The sequence below is a fragment of the Klebsiella sp. A-Nf5 genome, from assembly GCF_002810545.1.
Classification (GTDB): Bacteria; Pseudomonadota; Gammaproteobacteria; order Enterobacterales; family Enterobacteriaceae; genus Klebsiella; species Klebsiella variicola.
In genome coordinates, this window is sequence record NZ_PIOG01000280.1 from 1 (window position 1) to 19,268 (window position 19,268).

The following is a 19,268-nucleotide window of genomic DNA, read 5'->3' on the forward strand; positions in this document are numbered from 1 at the left end:
CTCGCGTTGTGGGCCGATCCTGACCGGTTTATGTTGCATTTCGGTTAAGTGATGATGACTAAAGGATGAAGAGTTGGTGCCAGAAGGATGACAGGGCGGCAGGACCGCCCTGCCGGGGTCAGCCCTGTTTAACCACGTTGATCATCCAGGGGACGCCAAAGCGGTCCACGACCTGGCCGAAACCGTGGGCCCAGAAGGTTTCCTGCCAGGGCATCTCAATGCGCCCGCCAACGGCCAGCGCTTCGAACCAGCGCTGACCTTCATCGACATCGCTGGGGGCGAGGGCGAGGGTGAAGCCAGTGTATTGCGCATCGGAACCGAAGACGCTGTCGCTCAGCATCAGCTCGCCGTTGTTGATGCGCAGGCTGGCGTGAGCGATGGCGTCTTGATCTATCTGCTGACCGGACGGGCAGTCATCCGACGCTTCCTGTGTCGATGGCGGCATTTCGCCAAAGGTCATTTTAAACGTTAACTCTGCACCCAGCGTCTGCTGATAGAAGGCGATTGCCTCGGCGCAGTTGCCCGCAAAGGCAAGGTAGGGACTTAAGGACATGGTGAATACCTCAGTGGCCGTAACCCGTAAAGCGTAGTCGCCGGGGACGCTGTTGAGCCAGACGGCAGCGCGAAAATGTGTAGCGGCATAGCGGCGAAATGGTCAGTGAAAATAGCGGGGACTGAGGCGGAAAATAACAGGTTGCACAGGGAGCGGGTGGGTCACGATGATATCGGGAGCGGCGACGGTGGTGCAGGAAAATAATGACGCCGCCCTCCCGGAAATAAATCAGTTCTTTTTGACGAATTCCGACTTGAGCTTCATCGGACCAAAACCGTCAATTTTGCAGTCAATATTGTGATCGCCTTCGACCAGACGGATATTCTTCACTTTGGTGCCGATTTTCAGCATCGAAGAGCTGCCTTTTACCTTCAGATCTTTCACTACGGTAACGCTATCGCCATCGGCCAGTAAATTGCCATTGGCATCTTTAACGATCAGAACGTCGCTCTCTTCTGTCGCCTCGGCAGGGTTCCACTCATGGGCACATTCCGGGCAGATGTACATGCCGTTATCTTCATAAGTGTAAGTCGAATCGCATTTTGGGCAGTGTGGCAGTTGCATGACGTTCCTCGTGATGTCGTCGGAAAACAGGACGTTGGTCCTCTAAACAGCGGCTGATAGCCGAAAGTGTGGCTGATTATAGCGCAATCACCCACTTTTGTCGGGTGTTTTTTTAGTAAAAATTACCCATCACACTATTCGGGTGAAAGCAGAATAACCGCCAAAATTATCCGCCAGAGGATAAGGGGGAGTGAGGAAATAATTTTTGCGAGCAGCCAGTAAAATGAACTTATTTATTTTCGGACACTCTGTAATAGGGCGGTAAATTTATGTGAAGTTGATCGCAGATATAAACGCTGTTAGGGTAAAAAAGGGGAGCAGGTCAATTTCATCAGGTATCACGATCGGCCGCTCTATTTATTCACCAGTAGCCAGAGCAGGCGTCAACAGGTTCGGTTGTACATTCTGTCAGCAGACAGTGCAGGCAAACCTGCTACGCTTGAAATGAGGAGCACAGCAATTCACCGCTCCTGACGCACGATGCGAATGGCATTGCCATTCGGCGATGATGCGTGTACTCAAGGCGGAGTAGCAGAGGAAAAATATGCTTAAAAGGAAAAAAATAAAGCCCATCACCCTTAAGGATGTGACCATCATCGATGATGGTAAACTGAAAAAGGCGATCACCGCGGCCTCCCTGGGTAACGCGATGGAGTGGTTCGATTTCGGCGTCTATGGCTTTGTGGCCTACGCCTTAGGTAAAGTCTTCTTCCCCGATGCCAACCCAAGCGTGCAGATGATTGCCGCACTCGGTACCTTCTCCGTTCCATTTTTAATTCGTCCGTTAGGCGGCCTGTTTTTCGGGATGCTGGGCGATAAATATGGTCGGCAGAAAATCCTCGCAATAACCATCGTGATCATGTCGATAAGTACTTTCTGTATCGGCCTGATTCCGTCGTATGCCACGATAGGCATCTGGGCGCCGATCCTGCTGCTGCTGTGTAAAATGGCGCAAGGCTTCTCGGTCGGCGGTGAATATACCGGGGCATCGATCTTCGTCGCGGAATATTCTCCTGACCGTAAACGCGGCTTTATGGGCAGTTGGCTGGACTTTGGCTCCATCGCCGGGTTTGTGATGGGGGCCGGCGTGGTGGTTCTCATCTCCAGCGTGGTGGGGGAACAGAACTTTCTCGACTGGGGTTGGCGTATCCCGTTCTTCCTGGCGCTGCCGTTAGGCATCATCGGTCTCTATCTGCGCCATGCGCTGGAAGAGACCCCGGCGTTCCAGCAGCATGTGGACACCATGGAGCAGGGCGACCGTGAAGGACTGCAGGACGGGCCGAAGGTCTCTTTTAAAGAGATTGCCACCAAGCACTGGCGTAGCCTGCTGACCTGTATTGGTCTGGTGATTTCCACCAACGTGACCTATTACATGCTGCTGACCTATATGCCGAGCTACCTGTCGCATAACCTGCACTACTCGGAAGATCATGGGGTGCTGATCATCATCGCCATCATGGTCGGGATGCTGTTTGTGCAGCCGGTTATCGGTATGCTCAGCGACCGCTTTGGCCGTCGTCCGTTCATCCTGATTGGTAGCGTGGCGCTGTTTGCCCTGGCGATCCCGGCCTTCATTATGATTAACAGCAACGTGATTGGCCTGATTTTCGCTGGTCTGCTGCTGCTGGCGGTCGTGCTGAACTGCTTTATCGGGGTGATGGCCTCCTCGTTGCCGGCGATGTTCCCGACGCACATCCGCTTCAGCGCCCTGGCCAGCGCCTTTAACATCTCGGTGCTGGTTGCTGGTCTGACGCCAACCCTGGCGGCGTGGCTGGTGGAAACCACTCAGAACCTGATGATGCCGGCGTACTACCTGATGGTCATCGCGGTGGTGGGGATGGCGACGGGTCTGTCGATGAAAGAGACGGCTAACCGCCCGCTGAAAGGGGCGACCCCGGCAGCGTCGGATATCCAGGAAGCGAAAGAAATCCTTGGCGAGCACTACGATAACATCGAACAAAAAATCGAAGATATCGATCAGGAGATCGCCGATCTGCAGGCAAAACGGTCGCGTCTGGTGCAGCAGCATCCGCGTATCAACGACTAACCGTTTTCACTGTTAATCATGCCGCCTGGGGAGACCCCGGCGGCATTTTTTATGCCTCCGGCAAGGCCAGCCCGTGACGTCGCTGCTGGCTAAGTTTACGGTACTGCTGCGGCGGCATGCCCACGTAGCGGGTAAAGGTGCTGTAGAAGCGGCTGCTGGAACGGAAACCGGCGGTGAGGGCAATATCCAGGATGGTCTTGTCGGTATCGCTCAGCAGCGCCCGCACGTGATTGATACGCATAGCGGTAATGTACTGCTTCATGGTCTGCTGCATCACCCGCTGAAAGACCCCCATCGCGTAGTTCGGGTTGAGCTTAACGTGCTCGGCGACGGCGTCGACGGTCAGCGCCTGGTCGTAGTGGGCGGCGATAAACTCCAGCATCTGGCTGACATAAAACTGGGCGTGGCGCGAGACGCTGTTCTTGTGGGTGCGCGAGGTTTTGTTGACCAGAATCGGCTGCCAGCCGGAGAGGCTCAGCCGCTTGAGCATCAGGGCGATTTCATCGATCGCCAGCTGGCGAATCTGTTCATTGTCGTGGTTCAGCTCCTGCTGCCAGCGGCGCACTTCAAAGGCGCTTAACTGCTGCGCGGTGAGGGACTTAATCACCATCCCATGGGTGACGTGGTTGATCAGTTCGCGGTCCAGCGGCCATGAGAGAAACAGATGCATCGGCAGGTTGAATATCGCCATCTGCTGGCAATCGCCAGGGCGGGTCAGCTGATGCGGCGTACAGGCCCAAAACAGGGTGATATAGCCTTTTTCAATACGCACCACTTCGTTATTAATCAAATACTCTACATCGCCGTCGAATGGCACGTTGACCTCCACCTGGCCGTGCCAGTGGCTGGTGGGCATGGCGTGCGGCGGGCGCAGTTCGATATCCATACGCTGATACTCGGAGTAGAGCGCCAGCGGACTGCGGCTCTGCTTTTCGTCGCTGCTGCACATGAAGGGATCGGGGGGCAGGGAAGTAAAGCGGTGTTCCATCATTAACGTGTTCCTGGATTGTCAGAGTGGCTGCATTTTTCACCAAAACTGACGACAGCTTAGCCGAATAACTGGCCCGTTTTCTCTCCTTTTAAGTCGATCTATTCCCAAAAGCTCAGATTTTGTGGCGCTTAATGGCCGATCTGAGTTTCCGGGAATGCTCCGGCGCGAACAGGGCAGCGCAGCGGGGAGCGGCGTGCCACTCTGAAAGCGTTCAATGATCTGATGGAGAGAGTGCAATGTCTGCCCCAAAAATTACTTTTATCGGCGCCGGTTCGACGGTGTTCGTCAAAAATATTCTCGGTGATGTTTTCCAGCGCCCGGCGCTGAAGTCGGCGCATATCGCGCTGATGGATATCGATGAAACCCGGCTGGAAGAGTCGCATATCGTGGTGCGCAAGCTGATGGATTCGGTGGGCGCGAACGGCGAAATCAGCTGCCATCGCGATCGTAAAACCGCCCTGCAAGGCGCCGATTTTGTCGTCGTCGCTTTCCAGATTGGCGGCTATGAGCCCTGTACCGTCACCGATTTTGAAGTCTGCAAGCGCCACGGCCTGGAGCAAACCATCGCCGATACGCTGGGGCCGGGGGGCATTATGCGCGCGCTGCGGACCATTCCCCACCTGTGGGCTATCTGCGACGATATGACAGAGGTCTGCCCGGACGCCACCCTGCTTAACTACGTCAACCCGATGGCGATGAACACCTGGGCCATGTACGCCCGCTACCCGCATATCAAGCAGGTTGGCCTGTGCCATTCGGTACAGGGGACAGCGGAAGAGCTGGCGCGCGATCTCGATCTCGATCCGGCGGATTTACGCTACCGCTGCGCGGGAATTAACCATATGGCGTTCTATCTGTCGCTGGAGAAAAAGCTCGCTGACGGCAGCTACGTCAGTCTCTATCCCGACCTGCTGCAGGCCTACGCCGAGGGCCGGGCGCCGAAGCCGAACCTGCACGGCAACCCGCGCTGCGAAAACATCGTCCGCTATGAGATGTTCAAAAAGCTGGGCTACTTTGTCACCGAATCGTCGGAGCATTTCGCGGAATATACGCCATGGTTTATCAAGCCGGGCCGCGATGATCTTATCGCCCGCTATAAAGTGCCGCTGGATGAATACCCTAAACGTTGCGTCGAGCAACTGGCCAACTGGCATAAAGAGCTGGAGAGCTATAAGCGCGGTGAGCGCATCGACGTTAAACCATCGCGCGAGTATGCCAGCACCATCATGAACGCCATCTGGACCGGCGAGCCAAGCGTGGTGTACGGCAATGTGCGCAACGATAATCTCATCGACAACCTGCCGCAGGGCTGCTGTGTGGAAGTGGCTTGCCTGGTGGACGCCAACGGTATTCAACCGACGAAAGTGGGCGCGCTGCCGGCGCATCTGGCGGCGCTGATGCAGACCAACATCAACGTGCAGACGCTGCTAACGGAGGCCATTCTGACGGAAAATCGCGACTATGTTTATTACGCCACGATGATGGATCCGCACACCGCCGCGGTGCTGGGGATCGAAGAGATCTACGCGCTGGTGGACGATCTGATCGCCAGCCACGGCGACTGGCTGCCGGCCTGGCTGCACCGTTAATCCTCTCATGCCGCCGGGGGATCTGGCCCGGCGGCGCCTGCCATGCTCTATCAAACACTGAAGGAGGCGCTGGCGACAGCGACCTGTACCCTATGAGTATTTCAATGACAACAAAGCTCAGCTACGGATTTGGTGCCTTTGGTAAAGATTTCGCTATCGGTATCGTCTACATGTACCTGATGTATTACTACACCGATATTGTCGGGTTATCGGTTGGGGTGGTCGGCACCTTATTCCTGGTGGCGCGGATCCTCGATGCGATAGCCGATCCAATCATGGGATGGATCGTCAACTGCACGCGATCGCGATGGGGGAAGTTCAAACCGTGGATCCTGATCGGCACGATAACCAACTCGGCGGTGCTGTATATGCTGTTCAGCGCCCATCACTTCAGCGGCGGGGCGCTACTGGCGTGGGTATGGCTGACCTATCTACTGTGGGGCTTCACCTACACCATCATGGATGTGCCGTTCTGGTCGCTGGTGCCGACCATTACCCTCGATAAACGCGAACGCGAACAACTGGTGCCTTACCCGCGCTTTTTCGCCAGTCTTGCCGGGTTTGTTACGGCCGGCGTCACGCTGCCGTTTGTCAGCGCTGTCGGCGGCGCCGACCGCGGTTTTGGTTTCCAGATGTTCACTCTGGTGCTGATCGCCTTCTTTGTGGTTTCCACCCTCGTCACCCTGCGCAACGTCCATGAGGTTTACTCCTCCGACAGCGGCGTGAGCGAGGATTCCAGCCATCTTTCACTGCGCCAGATGGTGGCGCTTATCTATAAAAACGATCAGCTGGCCTGTCTGTTAGGCATGGCGCTGGCCTATAACACGGCGGCGAATATTATCGCTGGCTTTGCGATTTACTACTTTACCTACGTCATTGGCAGCGCGGAGATGTTTCCGTATTACATGTCCTACGCGGGGGCGGCGAATTTGCTGACGCTGATCCTGTTCCCACGGCTGGTAAAAGGGCTGTCGCGGCGCATTCTGTGGGCGGGGGCATCGATCATGCCGGTGCTGGGCTGCGGCGTGCTGTTGCTGATGGCGCTGAGCGGCGTTTACAACATCGCGCTGATTTCGCTGGCCGGGGTGCTGTTGAATATCGGCACCGCGCTGTTCTGGGTGCTGCAGGTCATTATGGTGGCCGATACCGTCGACTACGGCGAATATACGATGAATATCCGCTGCGAAAGCATCGCCTACTCGGTACAGACGCTGGTGGTGAAAGCGGGCTCGGCGTTTGCGGCCTGGTTTATTGCTGTGGTGCTGAGTATCATCGGCTACGTGCCGAATGTTGTTCAATCTGCACAGACGAAACTGGGGATGCAGGCGATTATGATTGCGCTGCCGACGCTCTTTTTTGCCCTGACGCTGTTTCTCTATTTTCGTTATTACAAACTGAATGGCGATATGCTGCGTCGTATTCAGATTCACCTGCTGGATAAATATCGCCGGGTACCGGAAAATGTCGTCGAGCCGGAACGGCCGATTGTAGTACCCAATCAGGTGTAAAAGCGTGCGAAAACCGCTGACGAAAGAGGGGAGGGATGCTCTCTTTTTGTACAAAAAACAGCGTCTGAAACAGACAGAGAAAGGAAACTGTAATTCTCTATTTTGTCTCAATAATTTCTCTTTCTGGGTTCATGGAGTTGTCTTTTTCTCCCGATGTTCTCAAATAAAACTCGGAATTGTCTCTTTTTCGTGCTCTTGCGCTGCTTTTTAACTCTTGCTACTCTTTTTGGGTCTTACATTTTTCTCTTATTTGTCTCAGTGATGGAGCAATGCGATGCGCATTTTTATCGATGATGGTTCAACCAATATCAAAATGCTGTGGGAGCAAGATGGCGAAACTTTCACCCATATCAGCCCCAACAGTTTCAAGCGAGGCTGGTCTGCCACCTTCGGTTCCGGGAAGCCATTTAACTACACCGTGGATGATGAAAAGTACTCTTTCGACCTGATCACCCCCGATGCGCTGCCGACCAATAACATTGACTGGCAATATAGCCCGTTGAATTCCATCGCCGTCCATCACGCGCTGCTGACCAGTGGTCTGGAGCCGCAGGATGTTGAAATTGTGGTCACCCTACCGCTGACCGAATTTTATGACGAAGATGCGCAATATCGCCTCGACAACATTGAGCGTAAGAAAAAGAGCCTGCTGCGCGACGTTAAACTGAATAAAGGCGTGGTGTTCAATATCACCAAAGTCACCGTGCGTCCGGAATCCATTCCGGCGGGGATCAGCCTGTGCGATGAACTGAAACCGTCGCATTCGGTGCTGATTATCGACCTCGGCGGCACCACGCTGGATATTTCAATGGTCGCCGGGCAGATGACCTCGGTTTCGCGCATTTACGGCGATCCGAAGCTGGGTGTATCGCTGGTGACCGATGCCGTTAAGCTGGCGCTGGCCCGGGCGAATACCGACACTTCTAGCTATAACGTCGACCAGATAATTATCAACCGCCACGACGAAGAATACCTGACCGACAACATCAACGATCCGGATGCGGTTTCTGAGGTGAAAAAGGTCATCGCGAACAGTATTGAGCGCCTGACCACCCGCGTCCTGACAGCCATCGATAGCTTTAAAGGCTATTCGCACGCCATCGTGATTGGCGGCGGCGCGCCGCTGGTGGCCGATGCGATTCGTGAACGTATGGGCCTGCGCGAAGATCGTTTCGTGGTGGCTGAAGAGCCGCAGTTCGCCCTGGTGCGTGGTCTGAAAATTATTGGCTAAGGAGCGTCTATGACTCTGGATCGCAGAAAGGTTCTGATATACCTGCGCCCGGATATCAGCGCCAGCGAGCGCTTTGCGGACGCGAAAATTGAGGCCCATCACCGCGGCGACCGCGGCGATATGTCGCGTACGGCGCTGCTGGCGGGGCTGGCGTTAGGGGAAGTCGATAGCCGCCTGCCGTCGATGCTGGCGGCGCTGCTGGCGGAAGATACTAAACCGGAAACGCTGCGTAAGATGCTGGCTTCGTTCCTTGAAATCCAGCCGGCCTCTTCCGCCCCGGCGTCCGCGCCAGCGGCCGCGCCGGTTAAAGCGCCGGAGCCGCCAGCCCCGGTGAGCGAGAGCGTCTCCGCGCGTAATCTCGCCGGTTCGTTACCGGATTAAGCGCTGTTCCCGGTTTGCGCTATCCGGGAAACTCCCCGGCTTGCGCTGCGCTTAGCCGGGCTACTGTTTGCACTGTCCGGTAGCCCGGGTAAGGCGGAACGCCGCGACCCGGGAAATTCCGCTTAGTTTGTAGGCCGGGTAAGGCGTAGCCGCCACCCGGCATACAGGCGGCTCCCTGGCTGTGGCCATGCCCGGCGGCGCTACGCTTGCGCGGGCCTACGGATCCAGTTCAATGGTGGGCCCAGTGCCGTTTGTAGGCCGGGTAAGGCGTAGCCGCCACCCGGCATACAGGCGGCTCCTTGGCTGTGGCCATGCCCGGCGGCGCTACGCTTGCGCGAGCCTACGGATCCAGTGCAATGGTGGGCCCAGTGCAGTTTGTAGGCCGGGTAAGGCGTAGCCGCCACCCGGCATACAGGCGGCTCCTTGGCTGTGGCCATGCCCGGCGGCGCTACGCTTGCGCGGGCCTACGGATCCAGTTCAATGGTGGGCCCAGTGCCGTTTGTAGGCCGGATAAGGCGTAGCCGCCACCCGGCACGAAGACGGAACGCTGCCACCCGGGATGTCGCCCCTATCCGTGGGCGAGGAAGCGGGCCAGGCGCTGCTGCAGCAGGCGATTTTCGCGGGTCAGCCGCGCGTTCTCATCCAGCAGCGTCAGCGCCACCGCAATCCCCGGCCAGTCCAGCTCCAGCTCATTACGCAGGCGCACCGCGCGATGGACAATCGTCACCGCGCTGTCGTCGAACAGCCAGGTTTCCGCCTGCGGCTGGTGCGGTTCAATCATCCCTAAGCCGACGATCTCCGCCAGCTCCTCTTCCGATACCCCGGTACGCAGGCACAATTCGGTAATGGTAAACGTCACTGTTACTGTAGCCATCAGGCTTTCCCCCATGTCTTACGCGGATCGAAGCTGGCTTCGGCGGCGGCCAATTGTTGCCAGAGCCCACGCGCTTTTTCATCTGGTTTTGGCGGCATGACAATTTTGATGACGGCGAACAAATCGCCAGTGTGGGTTTTGCTCACCAGCCCTTTACCCTTGATGCGCAGGCGCTGTCCTGCCTGACTGCCCGGCGGCACCGTTAGCAGGATGCTCTCTTTCAGGGTGGGCACCGTCACTTTCGCGCCCAGCGCGGCCTCCCATGGCGACAGCGGCAGGACGATCTCCAGGTTATGGCCCACGATGTCGAACAGCGGATGCGGGGCGATGTGGATAACCAGCCACAGATCGCCGTTCGGGCCGCCGTTTTCGCCCGGCGTCCCCTGGCCTTTCAGGCGGATACGCTGACCATCGACTACCCCGGCGGGGATCTTCACATTCAGCGTTTTCGGCGTTTCACTTTCGATCATGCCAAACACGTTGTATACCGGCAGGTTATAGCTGATGGTGCGGGTCTGCTCGGCCAGCGTCTCTTCAAGGAACACCGCCACTTCGATCTCCAGATCGTGGCCGCGTGCGGCATGCTGACGGCGACGCTGATGCGCCTGCTGGCCAAACATGGAGGAGAAGATGTCGTCGAAATCTTGCTGGCTGTAGCTCTGCTCGTGTGTCTGCTGCTGGCGACCGAAGCCGGGATCGTTGCGATGCTGCCAGAGCTGATCGTATTCGGCGCGCCGCTGCTCATCTTTCAGGACTTCCCAGGCTTCGGCGAGATCCTTGAATTTGGCTTCGGCATCGCTTTCTTTACTGACGTCGGGGTGGTATTTGCGTGCCAGGCGGCGGTAGGCGGTCTTGATGGTTTTCAGATCGTCGGTTGGTTGCACCCCGAGAATGGCATAATAATCCTTCAATTCCATGATTTTATCTCATCTATGCTCAGTGCGGTGGTTACATATTCCCTGGAACAGGCGTCAGTATAAAGCGTAGGGCAAATGCGCCCTGAAGGGGAAGAAAAGTGGCGGAAACTTGACGCCGTCGGGGTCAACGGCGTCATGGGCGAGGCTAGTCTTTCGCCTGCGGGCGTGGGCGACGGCGCCATCCTTCAAACAGCACCAGCAGCGCGCCGACGGCGCCAGCCAAGCGCGCGGTGCCGTCTCCGGCGTCGGGAAACAGCTGCTGAATGGTGGGATCGCTGACCAGCATCGACCCGGCAATCCAGCCGATGAGCATTCCGCCCAACAGCACCACGGCGGGAAAGCGGGTGAGCAGGACCAGGACCAGTTTGCTGCCCGCGACGATAATCGGAATGCTGATCGCCACGCCGAGGGCGACCAGCGCAATGTGCCCTTTCCCCGCCGCAGCGACCGCCAGCACGTTATCCAGCGACATGATCACATCGGCGACGGTGATGGTGATCGCGGTGCGCCACAGGCTCGCGGAGCTGCCGACCTCGCTCTCTTCTTCTTCATTACTCACCAGCTTCATACCAATCCACAGCAGGAGCAACGCGCCGACTATTTTCAGCCACGGTAGCGACAGAAGATACAGGGCGATCGCCAGCAACAGCACGCGCGCCAGGATCGCCCCCACGGTACCGATGATGATCGCTTTGGTGCGTTTTTGTGGCGGAAGTTTGCGGCAGGCCATGGCTATCACCACGGCGTTATCGCCGCCCAGCAGTAAATCGATGGCGACAATCTGCAGCATAATCACCGCCATGTCCCATTGTTGGAGTAATGCATTCATTTCGAGAGAAACCACCTGAAAAAGAGCAAGAAAAACCGCTGCGCAGGGTACTCCGCCTGGGGCGCATTGACCACTGACGCAGACCCGCGCCGTCGCGCGGGAAAAGCGAGCCTGAAAAATAAAGTTACGAATCAACGCGCCGTTGGGCAAGGCTTCGGCGAAAAAGGGTGATATTTTGTCACCCAGACTCACCTGCCGTTCACTTATCGCAAGGATCCCCACTATGTCTGGCCACAAGAAATACCTCTCTGTCGCCCTGCTGAGCGCTGTCTTACTGCCGGCGATGGCCTCTGCCGCTGACGCGCCGGCGACCTTCACCCCGGAACAGGAGGCGAAAATCGGCAAAATCGCCGCCGACTACCTGGTCGCCCACCCGGAAGTCCTCCTGCAGGCGAGCCAGAAATTGCAGCAAATACAGGCTGAACAGCAGGCCAGCGCGGCCACCCAGGCAGTGCTGAAAAACGCGGCTGTATTGACCCAGGATAAAAATACCCCGACCTACGGCCCGGCCAATGGCAAAGTCACGGTGATCGAATTCTTCGACTACCAGTGCGTCTACTGCAGCCGTCTGGCGCCGGTGATGGAGCAGGTGATTAAAGCGCACCCGCAGACCCGCTTCGCCTTTAAAGAGTGGCCGATTTTCGGCGGCCGCTGGGAAAGCTCGCTGGAGGCGGCAAAAACCGGCCTGCAGATCTATCAGCAGAAAGGGGCGGATGCCTATCTGGCCTACCATAACGGGATTTACGCTACCGGCCATAACGAAGGTAAGCTGACGACGGCGGATATCCAGCAGCAGGCGAAGAAAGCCGGCTTTGATGCGAAGAAGGCCACCGACGTCGAACCGGTGCTGCAGAGCATTAACGATCTGGCGCAGGAGATTGGTCTGAGCGGCACGCCGGGCGTGATCGTGATGCCGACCACCGGCGCCACGGAAGCCAGCATCACCGTCTTCCCGGGGCTGGCGGATCAGGCCTCGCTGGAAGCCGCCATCAAAAAAGCCGGCGGCTGATCCCCGACGTCGTTACCTATCCAGGCCGCCGACGGCGGCCTTGCTCTCATGCGCGCTCGCTCTCTTCCTGCGGCGGCGGTAACGCGTGGCTTTTTAAATCAATAATCTGCCCGATTTGATCGTGGTAAACGGTGAGCAAATTATAGCGGCTCATCTCCGAGATAATTTGCGGCGCAACGTTAAAGCTGCTCGCCAGCTCATCATGTCGCAGGGTGAGCACCGCGGTATGATGCCGGGTGCGGGCGCGGCGCCGGTTGTAGTGGTACCAGAGGATCAACAGCCAGCCGTTCAGCGCGGCAATCAGCAGATACACCAGCGCCGTATTCAGTGAAGCCATCAGCGACTCCCAGCGCGGAGAGGGCGGCGCGATGAACTGCATCAGCAAATTGGCGTACAGAAAGAACAGAAAACCAAGCCAGGCCAGCAGCGTTAAACCGGCGTCGACCAGCCGGGGCAGCACACGGTGTTCGGTTAAGATGAGCGTATTTTCATTCATCACAGGCTTCCTTTTCCCCGGTCCGGACTCACCCAGCGCGCGCGGGAACGTTGACGTTTCACCATCACTTTTGGAAAAGCGACCAGCGTGGTCAGCAGGCCGATCATCCAGTAAACCATCGGGAACCAGATCACCCAGAACAGCGATTTGGCGACCTTTTTCTCGTAGCGTCGCTCGATATACAGACTGGCGACGAACTGCAGCAGGCACATCACGCCAAGCAGCATGCCGGTGAACTCCGGCGGAAACAGGCTGTGCACCGCCAGATTGTCAGGCAGCGGCATCAGGCGGCTGAGGATAAACAGCAGAATGGTAACCGCGTAGGCAAAGGCCCACAGCGTGGAGCAGGCATACTCCAGAAACAGCGGCCACATCCGATGATGCTCCCAGTGAAACAGACGACGGAGGTTAACCAGGAAAACCTCCGCGCCTCCCTGCGCCCAGCGCAGACGCTGCTTCCATAACCCTTTAAGGGTCTCCGGCATCAGGATCCAGCACAGCGCCCGCGGCTCGAAAAAGATGTCCCAGTGGCGGAGCTGAAGCTTCCAGCTGATATCAATATCTTCGGTGATCATATCCGGGCTCCAGTAGCCGACGTCCGCCAGCGCCTGGCGCCGGAAGGCGGCAATCACACCGGAGACGGTAAAGACCCGGCCATAGATCCGCTGCGTCCGCTTGATAAGCCCAATGATCGACGAGAATTCTCCCACCTGAATGCGACCGATCAGCGTGGATCGGGTGCGGATCCGCGGGTTGCCGGTGACCGCCCCGACGTGCGGATAGTGGATCAACGGCGCGACCAGCCAGGCCGCGGTATCCCGGTCCAGCAGGGCGTCGCCATCGATGCAGACCAGCAGATCGCCGCGGGCGGCGGCGGCGCCTGCTTTGAGCGCCACCGCTTTTCCCTGATTGGCGGCCAGGTGGATCACCCGCAGCTTCGGCTCCTCCTGCGCCAGCTGCTGGAGCACCTGGGCGGTGTTGTCCGAAGAGCCGTCGTTAATGGCGATCACTTCGAGATTGGCGTAACGCTGGGCCAGCGCCGCGCTGATGGTTTCCCGGGCGTTTTTCTCCTCGTTAAAACAAGGGATCAGGATCGAAATCAGCGGATTGCCCGGCAGCGTCGGCGGCGGGGTATCCTCCCCCCATGGCCAGTGGCGTTCCAGCTGAAACCAGAAGTAAAGGCCCCCGGTGATCCACAGCACTGACATAAACAGCGGCCAGAAAAAGACAAAGTCGAGGATGAGCTCGCCGGTAAATACCGCTGCGACACCTAACGGCAGCCCGAATACGAGGCATAAAATGCACAATGCGATGATGCGATCAGTCATGGTCAGGGTACCACCAGGAAGAAAATTGCGGCCTGATACGGGAGATATCAGGCTGGTTGTTAATAAAATCGTCAGGGTAGTAGCCGTAATTTTTGACGCCGTTCAGCCGCAGCAAACGCATCCAGTCCGCTAGCTGCTGGTCGGGAATGGCGTTTTGCTGGCGTCGGTTCCAGTCTCTGGCCTGCAGTTCAAAGATGGTTTTCTTCAGCGCGCCCGGGTGGCTGGCGACGGCCTGGACCAGCCGCGTCAGCCAGGCCTGGCTGGCGTCAATCGGTACGGACTCCATCAGCGGCATCGCCATGGGTACCGTCCAGTCATAGGCGGCAAGAAAGTCATCCAGATTCTGCGCGAACCAGGCTTCGCTCTGCGGCTCCAGGATCGGCAGGGCGAAGAGATTACGCGCCGTTTTCACCTGCGGGCCGCGGATGGCCTGCACCGCCTGGCGTAGATCCAGAGTGAAGCGGGTCAGGGTTTGGCTTTTGAAACGCATCCATGCCTGGCGCTCTTGCGGACTTTGGGGCACCGGGCCGGCATCGTGTCCCAGACCCGTCTGCCGCCAGGCGGCGACCGCCTCCGGGCTCACGTCTTCAAAATCGGTCAGCACGGCGTCATCGTGAAACAGAATCCCGCTGAAGCTGGCGTGCCGGGCCAGATCTTCATAGATGTCGGTGATCTGCTGGCGAACCCGGGGATCCCAGGGCGACAGGCGAACGTACGGCTGGCGGGCAAGTAATGCCTTGCCGGTTTGCGGATCCCAGCGCTGAACGCGCGGCAGATCGGACGAGAGATCGAAGGCCAGCACCGGCATCCAGGCATACACCTTCACACCGCCGCGGGTCTGCAACTGCCAGGAGACGAAGTTAAACAGGTCGGCGCGCATCGGCAGCCAGCGGTTAGGGAAATAGAGCGACTTGACCGTGCCGTCGCCCTGCGGGTCGGAAAAGGCCTGCAGAAAGACATGGCTGATTTTCATGTCATAGACGCGCTGCACCAGCTTATCGATATTCTTCGCCTGCTGGACGGGATTGGGATCATAGACATAGTCCAGATCCACATGCATCACCCGAACAGGATCGGCTTCCTGGATCTGGGTTACGGCGTTGGCAAACGCCTTGATCGACGGATTCCCGGCGATCAGCAGGCGCGGAATATTGTCCAGGTCCTTCACGTTGCCCAGGCCGTCGTTCAGCGTAAACGCCAGCTGATAGCCCTGCTGTTTGGCGATAGCCAGGGTACTGCCGCTGGCGGCGCCATAGGGCCACACCCAGGCGCGCGGTGCTTTCCCGGCGACCTCGTGGATTTTCGCCGTCACTTTCTGCACGTCATCGGCCATGCGCCGGGTAAACTGCGCGTCGCTTTCATAACGACCGGTGGTTTTATCCCAGCCGCGGTTGGCGGCGGCGGGCTCGCGGCTGCCCTGCGGATTGGCCGGTAGGCCGTAGTGAGAGGCCCAGGTGTGCGAGCCGATTTCCACCAGCGGCGAGCGGCTAAGCTCGCGCACCATCTCCCAGGTGGCGAAGCGATCGCGCGGTGTCATCAGGCCGCCAAAATTAACGGGCTGCCCGGCGGGAGTGTCCACCCAGCTGCCCACCGGCGCCCAGAGCGCCGGAACATTCCAGGCTTTAAGCAGCGGCCAGACGCGGGTGTAAAAGCTGCTATAGCCATCGTCGAAGCTGAGAAGAAAAGCCCTGGCCGGCAGCGGCTTAACGCCATGGTGCGCGTCAAGAATGTCCTGGACGCTCACCGCATGGTAGCCGTGATGCAGCAGCCAGGCGATCTGCTCGTTGAGCGCGCTGGTGCGCACTGAAAGATAACGCTGGTCGGCGGCGTCGTCTTCGACATCATGGTAGGCCAGCACCAGAAAGCGATCCGCCGGCCAGGGTTGATTGGCCTCCAGTTGGGGGCGCTGCTGCGGGGCGAGGAAGGGGACTTCCTCAGCACGCACGCTGAAGATAAGGCACAGCCAGACGAGAAGCATCAGGCCGTTGCGCAGGGTCGTGTTCAGCATGGTCATCCTTAAAACCGTATATTTGCATCAAGAGTGATGGCGAGGTTGTTTTCGCGTTTACCGTCGTAGGGGCGTTTGTCCCAGTTCAGCATCACCCCGGTGTCGACGACGTTGTTCCAGCGCAGGCGCTGCCCGTAGCCCAGCACCGTGATCGCGCCGGCGGCGTGATTTTTTTGCCAGTAGCTGCCGCCGCCGGCGAGTAGCTGCTGGCTCCAGACGGTGTCATAGCGCTGGTAAAGCGTGTGATCGACGGCCAGCGCCGCGGTGGCGGCGAGGTCCCGTGCCGGACTGTAGTAGGCGGTGTCGGTGCGGCTATTGGTGCTGGCCGACAGACCGGGCTGCAGATCCAGCGTTAACCACGGCGTCTGCCAGAGGCGTTCTTTACCGGAGAGGGTGTACTCCTGGCGGCGGTTGTGGTCGGTAAACCGGCTGGCGGCCACGCTGACGCGGTACTCCCGGCGTTCGTTTTGATACCAGCGCAGCCAGCCTTCGCCGCGGTTGGCGCTGACGCCGTTGCGTAACGCGCGCAGCGGGGTCTGCTGCGAAATCCGCTCCAGTTCGCCGCCCAGCTGCCAGCGATCGCTGACGTCATGCGCGGCGGAAAGGCGGACGCCGGGTTTGTTCTCGCCGTGAAAATTGACGCTGGAGAGTTCAAGCTCGCCCCAGTAGTCGCGCGGGCGCCATTCAACGCCGGCGAACAGCTGGCGACGGCTGCCTTTTCCCTCTTCAAAATTGCCTTCAGCGAAGCGGTGCCCGCCGAACAATCGCCAGCTGTCGGCTAGCGGCGGACTGTAGATCGCCGTCTCAAAACTGAGGTCGTGGGTACCGCTGACCGGGTTGTCGGAGTGCAATCCTTTGCCAACACTCAGGCGAAGTTCGGAAAGATGATGGACCTCGCGGGCTCTGGCTAAGCGTTGGGTATTCAGATCTCGTGGCGAGCGGGCGATGACATCGTCAGTCAGCAGTTCCATTTGCCGCCACTCCTGCAGATCGAGGGCGACCCAGGCCTGCTGGCGCTCCAGCTGCAGGCTGGTGGGATCCATAGATTCCGCTGCTTTTAGCTGGCTTTCGGCGGCTCGCGGTAGCCCTCTGTCCTGCAGAAGGGCGGCATAATCTATCTGCAGGCCCTGATTGCCGGGGGCCGTTGCCGCCAGGCGCTGCATCCGGGCTTCGGCCTGCGGCAGGGCGTTGGTGGCCGCTAAATAGTGCACGTTAAGCGACTGTGCGGTGAGCCAGTCGTCATTCGGCTGCGGCGTCGGCGAACCGTAGAGACGACGGATGTAGGGTGCATTCCGGGTGAGGCGGGCGACATACTGTTGCGCCGCCGGGTACTGACCGGTGTCCAGCAGGGCGTAGAAAAGCTCGTGTTCCTCATTCTGTTGGCTTGTCAGCCACGAGGGATGCTGGTGAATAAGCGTCAGCGCAGGCTCAATTTGCTTAAGGGCGATATAAGAGGAGATGACCCAGCCGATGGCCCAGTCGGGAACGGTCTGCTGCTGCGCGATGAGATTTTGGTATTCGCGGATGACCTGCGCGTAATCTGCATTGGCGTACAGGGCGCCAAGACGATCAATGCGCGCCCGGATGATGTCGGGCGCAGCCTGGGGATCGGGGTGCCAGGCGGCGATCATCGCGTCATACTGCGTGAGCGCCGTGCGGGCCAGCGCGTAACGCGCGTTTTCTTCGCGGGAAGGCGTATCAGCAAGGCGCACCAGTTCGGCAGCGGCGTTCAACTGCAGATTGCGCTTTTCCGCAGGCGTCAGTTCAACACTATCCGCCAGGCCGAGAGCAGGGGAATCGATCCGGTTGCGGGTCAGGGTCGCCATCAGGCTGGTCAGCGCAGCTTTGTTTTGCGGCTCACGATCGAGGATCTGCGTGTCCACCAGCAGCTGGTCCCAGCTTTTGCCAAGCCGCAGGTAGACATATGAGAGCGTTTGCAGGTGCGCGGTGCTCGCCTGCTCCGCCACCAGGCGACGCGCTTCACTGAGTGCCTCGCCGTCCTTGCGGGCATCGGCCAGCGTTTTGATATAGCCGATACGATAATCGTCGTCGGGTGCCTGGCTTAGGGCTTGCTGCCAGAGGGTGAGCGAGGCTTGCCACTGTTTCTGGTTGCGCAGGGCCTGCGCCGCCGCCGCGGTGCCGCGTGCGGGAAGCGGCATATAGACCTGGTAGCGTCGCCAGACTTTCACCACTTCATCGTCCTGACCAGCCCAGAGGGCTACCTGCAGCCAGTCCGCCACCTGAGAAGGGGTTAAGGCATGCCGCAGCTGGTACTGCTGAAGATAAGAGAGAAAGGGGGCATACTGGCCTTGACGCGCTTGCAGGATCTGCTGGTCATAGAGCGAATCTGCTCCCTGAACCAGCGCCGGGAAGAGCAAAAGTAAGCCGATTGACAGCGAGAGTTTCGTGTTGCGATTAAACAATAACGTATTTGAATAAGGTGATCTTTCCATTTCTATTTGCCATATGTTCATCAAGAATCCATTGCACAACACGACCGTCCTTTGACGGTGAGTTAAAGGATGAGGATGGTCCCATTTAGCTGACTGGCACTGCGGGTGAATGACTTATTGCAAAGTAATAAACATATCTCCTGTCGATAATTGGATGGATAATTTATACCCGATATGGCAGCGGATAAATATGGGTAAATGATGAACTGCGTTTTAAGATAAATCTGTAAAATCGGCTTTGATTGAACACTGGCGTTGAGAGGCTGTTCTTTAACTAACTGAAATAAATAAAAAAGAGCGGCAGATGAAATTTTGTTTCAAAAATGAACAATAAGATATATTGGCGAGTATGTGATGATTTTTTGTGGATATTTAAGATGATTTCTGACAAAAATTCTCAATAGCAGAAAAAGCATCTTTTCTGTGGGATTTTTTTATTTATAATTAATCTGTTTATTTCCCGTCAGAACGCAAGGAGGTTTTTCACAGC

At 57.9% G+C, this 19,268-nt stretch carries 16 protein-coding genes and 1 pseudogene; 7 read left to right on the forward strand and 10 right to left on the reverse strand.

Features of this window, described 5'->3' with window-relative positions:
• Positions 1-118: 118 nt before the first annotated feature.
• Positions 119-553, reverse strand: a complete 435-nt coding sequence (yjdN, locus tag CWM53_RS28155; protein WP_100698487.1) for a VOC family metalloprotein YjdN — start codon at positions 551-553, stop codon at positions 119-121.
• A gap of 228 nt (positions 554-781) precedes the next feature.
• Positions 782-1,117, reverse strand: a complete 336-nt coding sequence (locus CWM53_RS28160) for a zinc ribbon domain-containing protein YjdM (RefSeq protein ID WP_008807241.1) — start codon at positions 1,115-1,117, stop codon at positions 782-784.
• A 544-nt stretch (positions 1,118-1,661) separates the two neighbouring features.
• On the opposite strand from CWM53_RS28160, the gene proP reads away from it, so the two are divergent.
• The gene (gene proP, locus CWM53_RS28170; RefSeq protein WP_008807240.1) at positions 1,662-3,164 is read left to right on the forward strand and encodes a glycine betaine/L-proline transporter ProP; all 1,503 of its coding nucleotides are present in this window, start codon (positions 1,662-1,664) and stop codon (positions 3,162-3,164) included.
• Positions 3,165-3,213: 49 nt separating this feature from the next.
• Here proP and melR read toward each other — a convergent pair whose 3' ends face one another.
• A complete protein-coding gene (melR, locus tag CWM53_RS28175) occupies positions 3,214-4,152 on the reverse strand; it encodes a transcriptional regulator MelR (protein ID WP_165784212.1) in 939 nt (312 codons plus the stop codon).
• Positions 4,153-4,391: 239 nt separating this feature from the next.
• Between melR and CWM53_RS28185 the strand changes: the two genes are divergently transcribed.
• The 5 genes and pseudogenes from CWM53_RS28185 (at position 4,392) to CWM53_RS28205 (ending at position 8,864) form a co-directional block, all read left to right on the forward strand.
• Positions 4,392-5,744: an alpha-glucosidase/alpha-galactosidase gene (locus CWM53_RS28185; RefSeq protein ID WP_074387314.1), complete on the forward strand. Its 1,353-nt coding sequence runs from the start codon at positions 4,392-4,394 to the stop codon at positions 5,742-5,744.
• A gap of 92 nt (positions 5,745-5,836) precedes the next feature.
• Positions 5,837-7,252 (forward strand): melibiose:sodium transporter MelB, encoded by a 1,416-nt coding sequence (melB, locus tag CWM53_RS28190; RefSeq protein WP_100676127.1) that lies wholly within the window; start codon positions 5,837-5,839, stop codon positions 7,250-7,252.
• A gap of 4 nt (positions 7,253-7,256) precedes the next feature.
• Positions 7,257-7,376, forward strand: a pseudogene (locus CWM53_RS31510) (hypothetical protein); the annotation flags it as partial.
• Positions 7,377-7,526: 150 nt separating this feature from the next.
• Positions 7,527-8,483: a plasmid segregation protein ParM domain-containing protein gene (gene parM / locus CWM53_RS28200; RefSeq protein ID WP_074387312.1), complete on the forward strand. Its 957-nt coding sequence runs from the start codon at positions 7,527-7,529 to the stop codon at positions 8,481-8,483.
• Positions 8,484-8,492: 9 nt separating this feature from the next.
• Positions 8,493-8,864 carry a plasmid partitioning/stability family protein gene (locus CWM53_RS28205; protein WP_048331451.1) on the forward strand — a complete coding sequence of 124 codons (372 nt, stop codon included), beginning with the start codon at positions 8,493-8,495 and terminating at the stop codon, positions 8,862-8,864.
• Positions 8,865-9,432: 568 nt separating this feature from the next.
• Here CWM53_RS28205 and cbpM read toward each other — a convergent pair.
• From cbpM to CWM53_RS28220, 3 genes are all read right to left on the reverse strand, one after another.
• Complete coding sequence (gene cbpM / locus CWM53_RS28210) at positions 9,433-9,738, reverse strand: chaperone modulator CbpM (RefSeq protein WP_074387311.1); 306 nt, start codon at positions 9,736-9,738, stop codon at positions 9,433-9,435.
• Positions 9,738-10,655 carry a curved DNA-binding protein gene (gene cbpA / locus CWM53_RS28215; protein ID WP_100730095.1) on the reverse strand — a complete coding sequence of 306 codons (918 nt, stop codon included), beginning with the start codon at positions 10,653-10,655 and terminating at the stop codon, positions 9,738-9,740. Before cbpA ends, cbpM begins: the two co-directional genes overlap by 1 nt.
• Positions 10,656-10,800: 145 nt before the next feature.
• Entirely contained in the window at positions 10,801-11,484 is a 684-nt protein-coding gene (locus CWM53_RS28220; RefSeq protein ID WP_100730096.1) for a TerC family protein, read from the reverse strand.
• 223 nt (positions 11,485-11,707) lie between these two features.
• Here CWM53_RS28220 and CWM53_RS28230 point away from each other — a divergent pair, with 223 nt between their 5' ends.
• The gene (locus CWM53_RS28230) at positions 11,708-12,493 is read left to right on the forward strand and encodes a DsbA family protein (protein ID WP_008807232.1); all 786 of its coding nucleotides are present in this window, start codon (positions 11,708-11,710) and stop codon (positions 12,491-12,493) included.
• Positions 12,494-12,539: 46 nt separating this feature from the next.
• Here CWM53_RS28230 and pgaD read toward each other — a convergent pair whose 3' ends face one another.
• From pgaD to pgaA, 4 genes are read right to left on the reverse strand one after another with little or no spacing between them, the layout of a single operon-like run.
• Positions 12,540-12,989, reverse strand: coding sequence for a poly-beta-1,6-N-acetyl-D-glucosamine biosynthesis protein PgaD (pgaD, locus tag CWM53_RS28235; protein WP_008807231.1), 450 nt, complete (start codon positions 12,987-12,989; stop codon positions 12,540-12,542).
• On the reverse strand, positions 12,989-14,317 hold the full coding sequence (gene pgaC, locus CWM53_RS28240; RefSeq protein WP_032736701.1) for a poly-beta-1,6-N-acetyl-D-glucosamine synthase: 1,329 nt from the start codon (positions 14,315-14,317) through the stop codon (positions 12,989-12,991). The genes pgaD and pgaC overlap by 1 nt, the downstream gene beginning before the upstream one ends.
• On the reverse strand, positions 14,310-16,325 hold the full coding sequence (gene pgaB / locus CWM53_RS28245) for a poly-beta-1,6-N-acetyl-D-glucosamine N-deacetylase PgaB (RefSeq protein WP_074387377.1): 2,016 nt from the start codon (positions 16,323-16,325) through the stop codon (positions 14,310-14,312). The genes pgaC and pgaB overlap by 8 nt, the downstream gene beginning before the upstream one ends.
• Positions 16,326-16,333: 8 nt before the next feature.
• Positions 16,334-18,778: a poly-beta-1,6 N-acetyl-D-glucosamine export porin PgaA gene (gene pgaA, locus CWM53_RS28250; RefSeq protein WP_165785144.1), complete on the reverse strand. Its 2,445-nt coding sequence runs from the start codon at positions 18,776-18,778 to the stop codon at positions 16,334-16,336.
• Positions 18,779-19,268 lie beyond the last annotated feature (490 nt).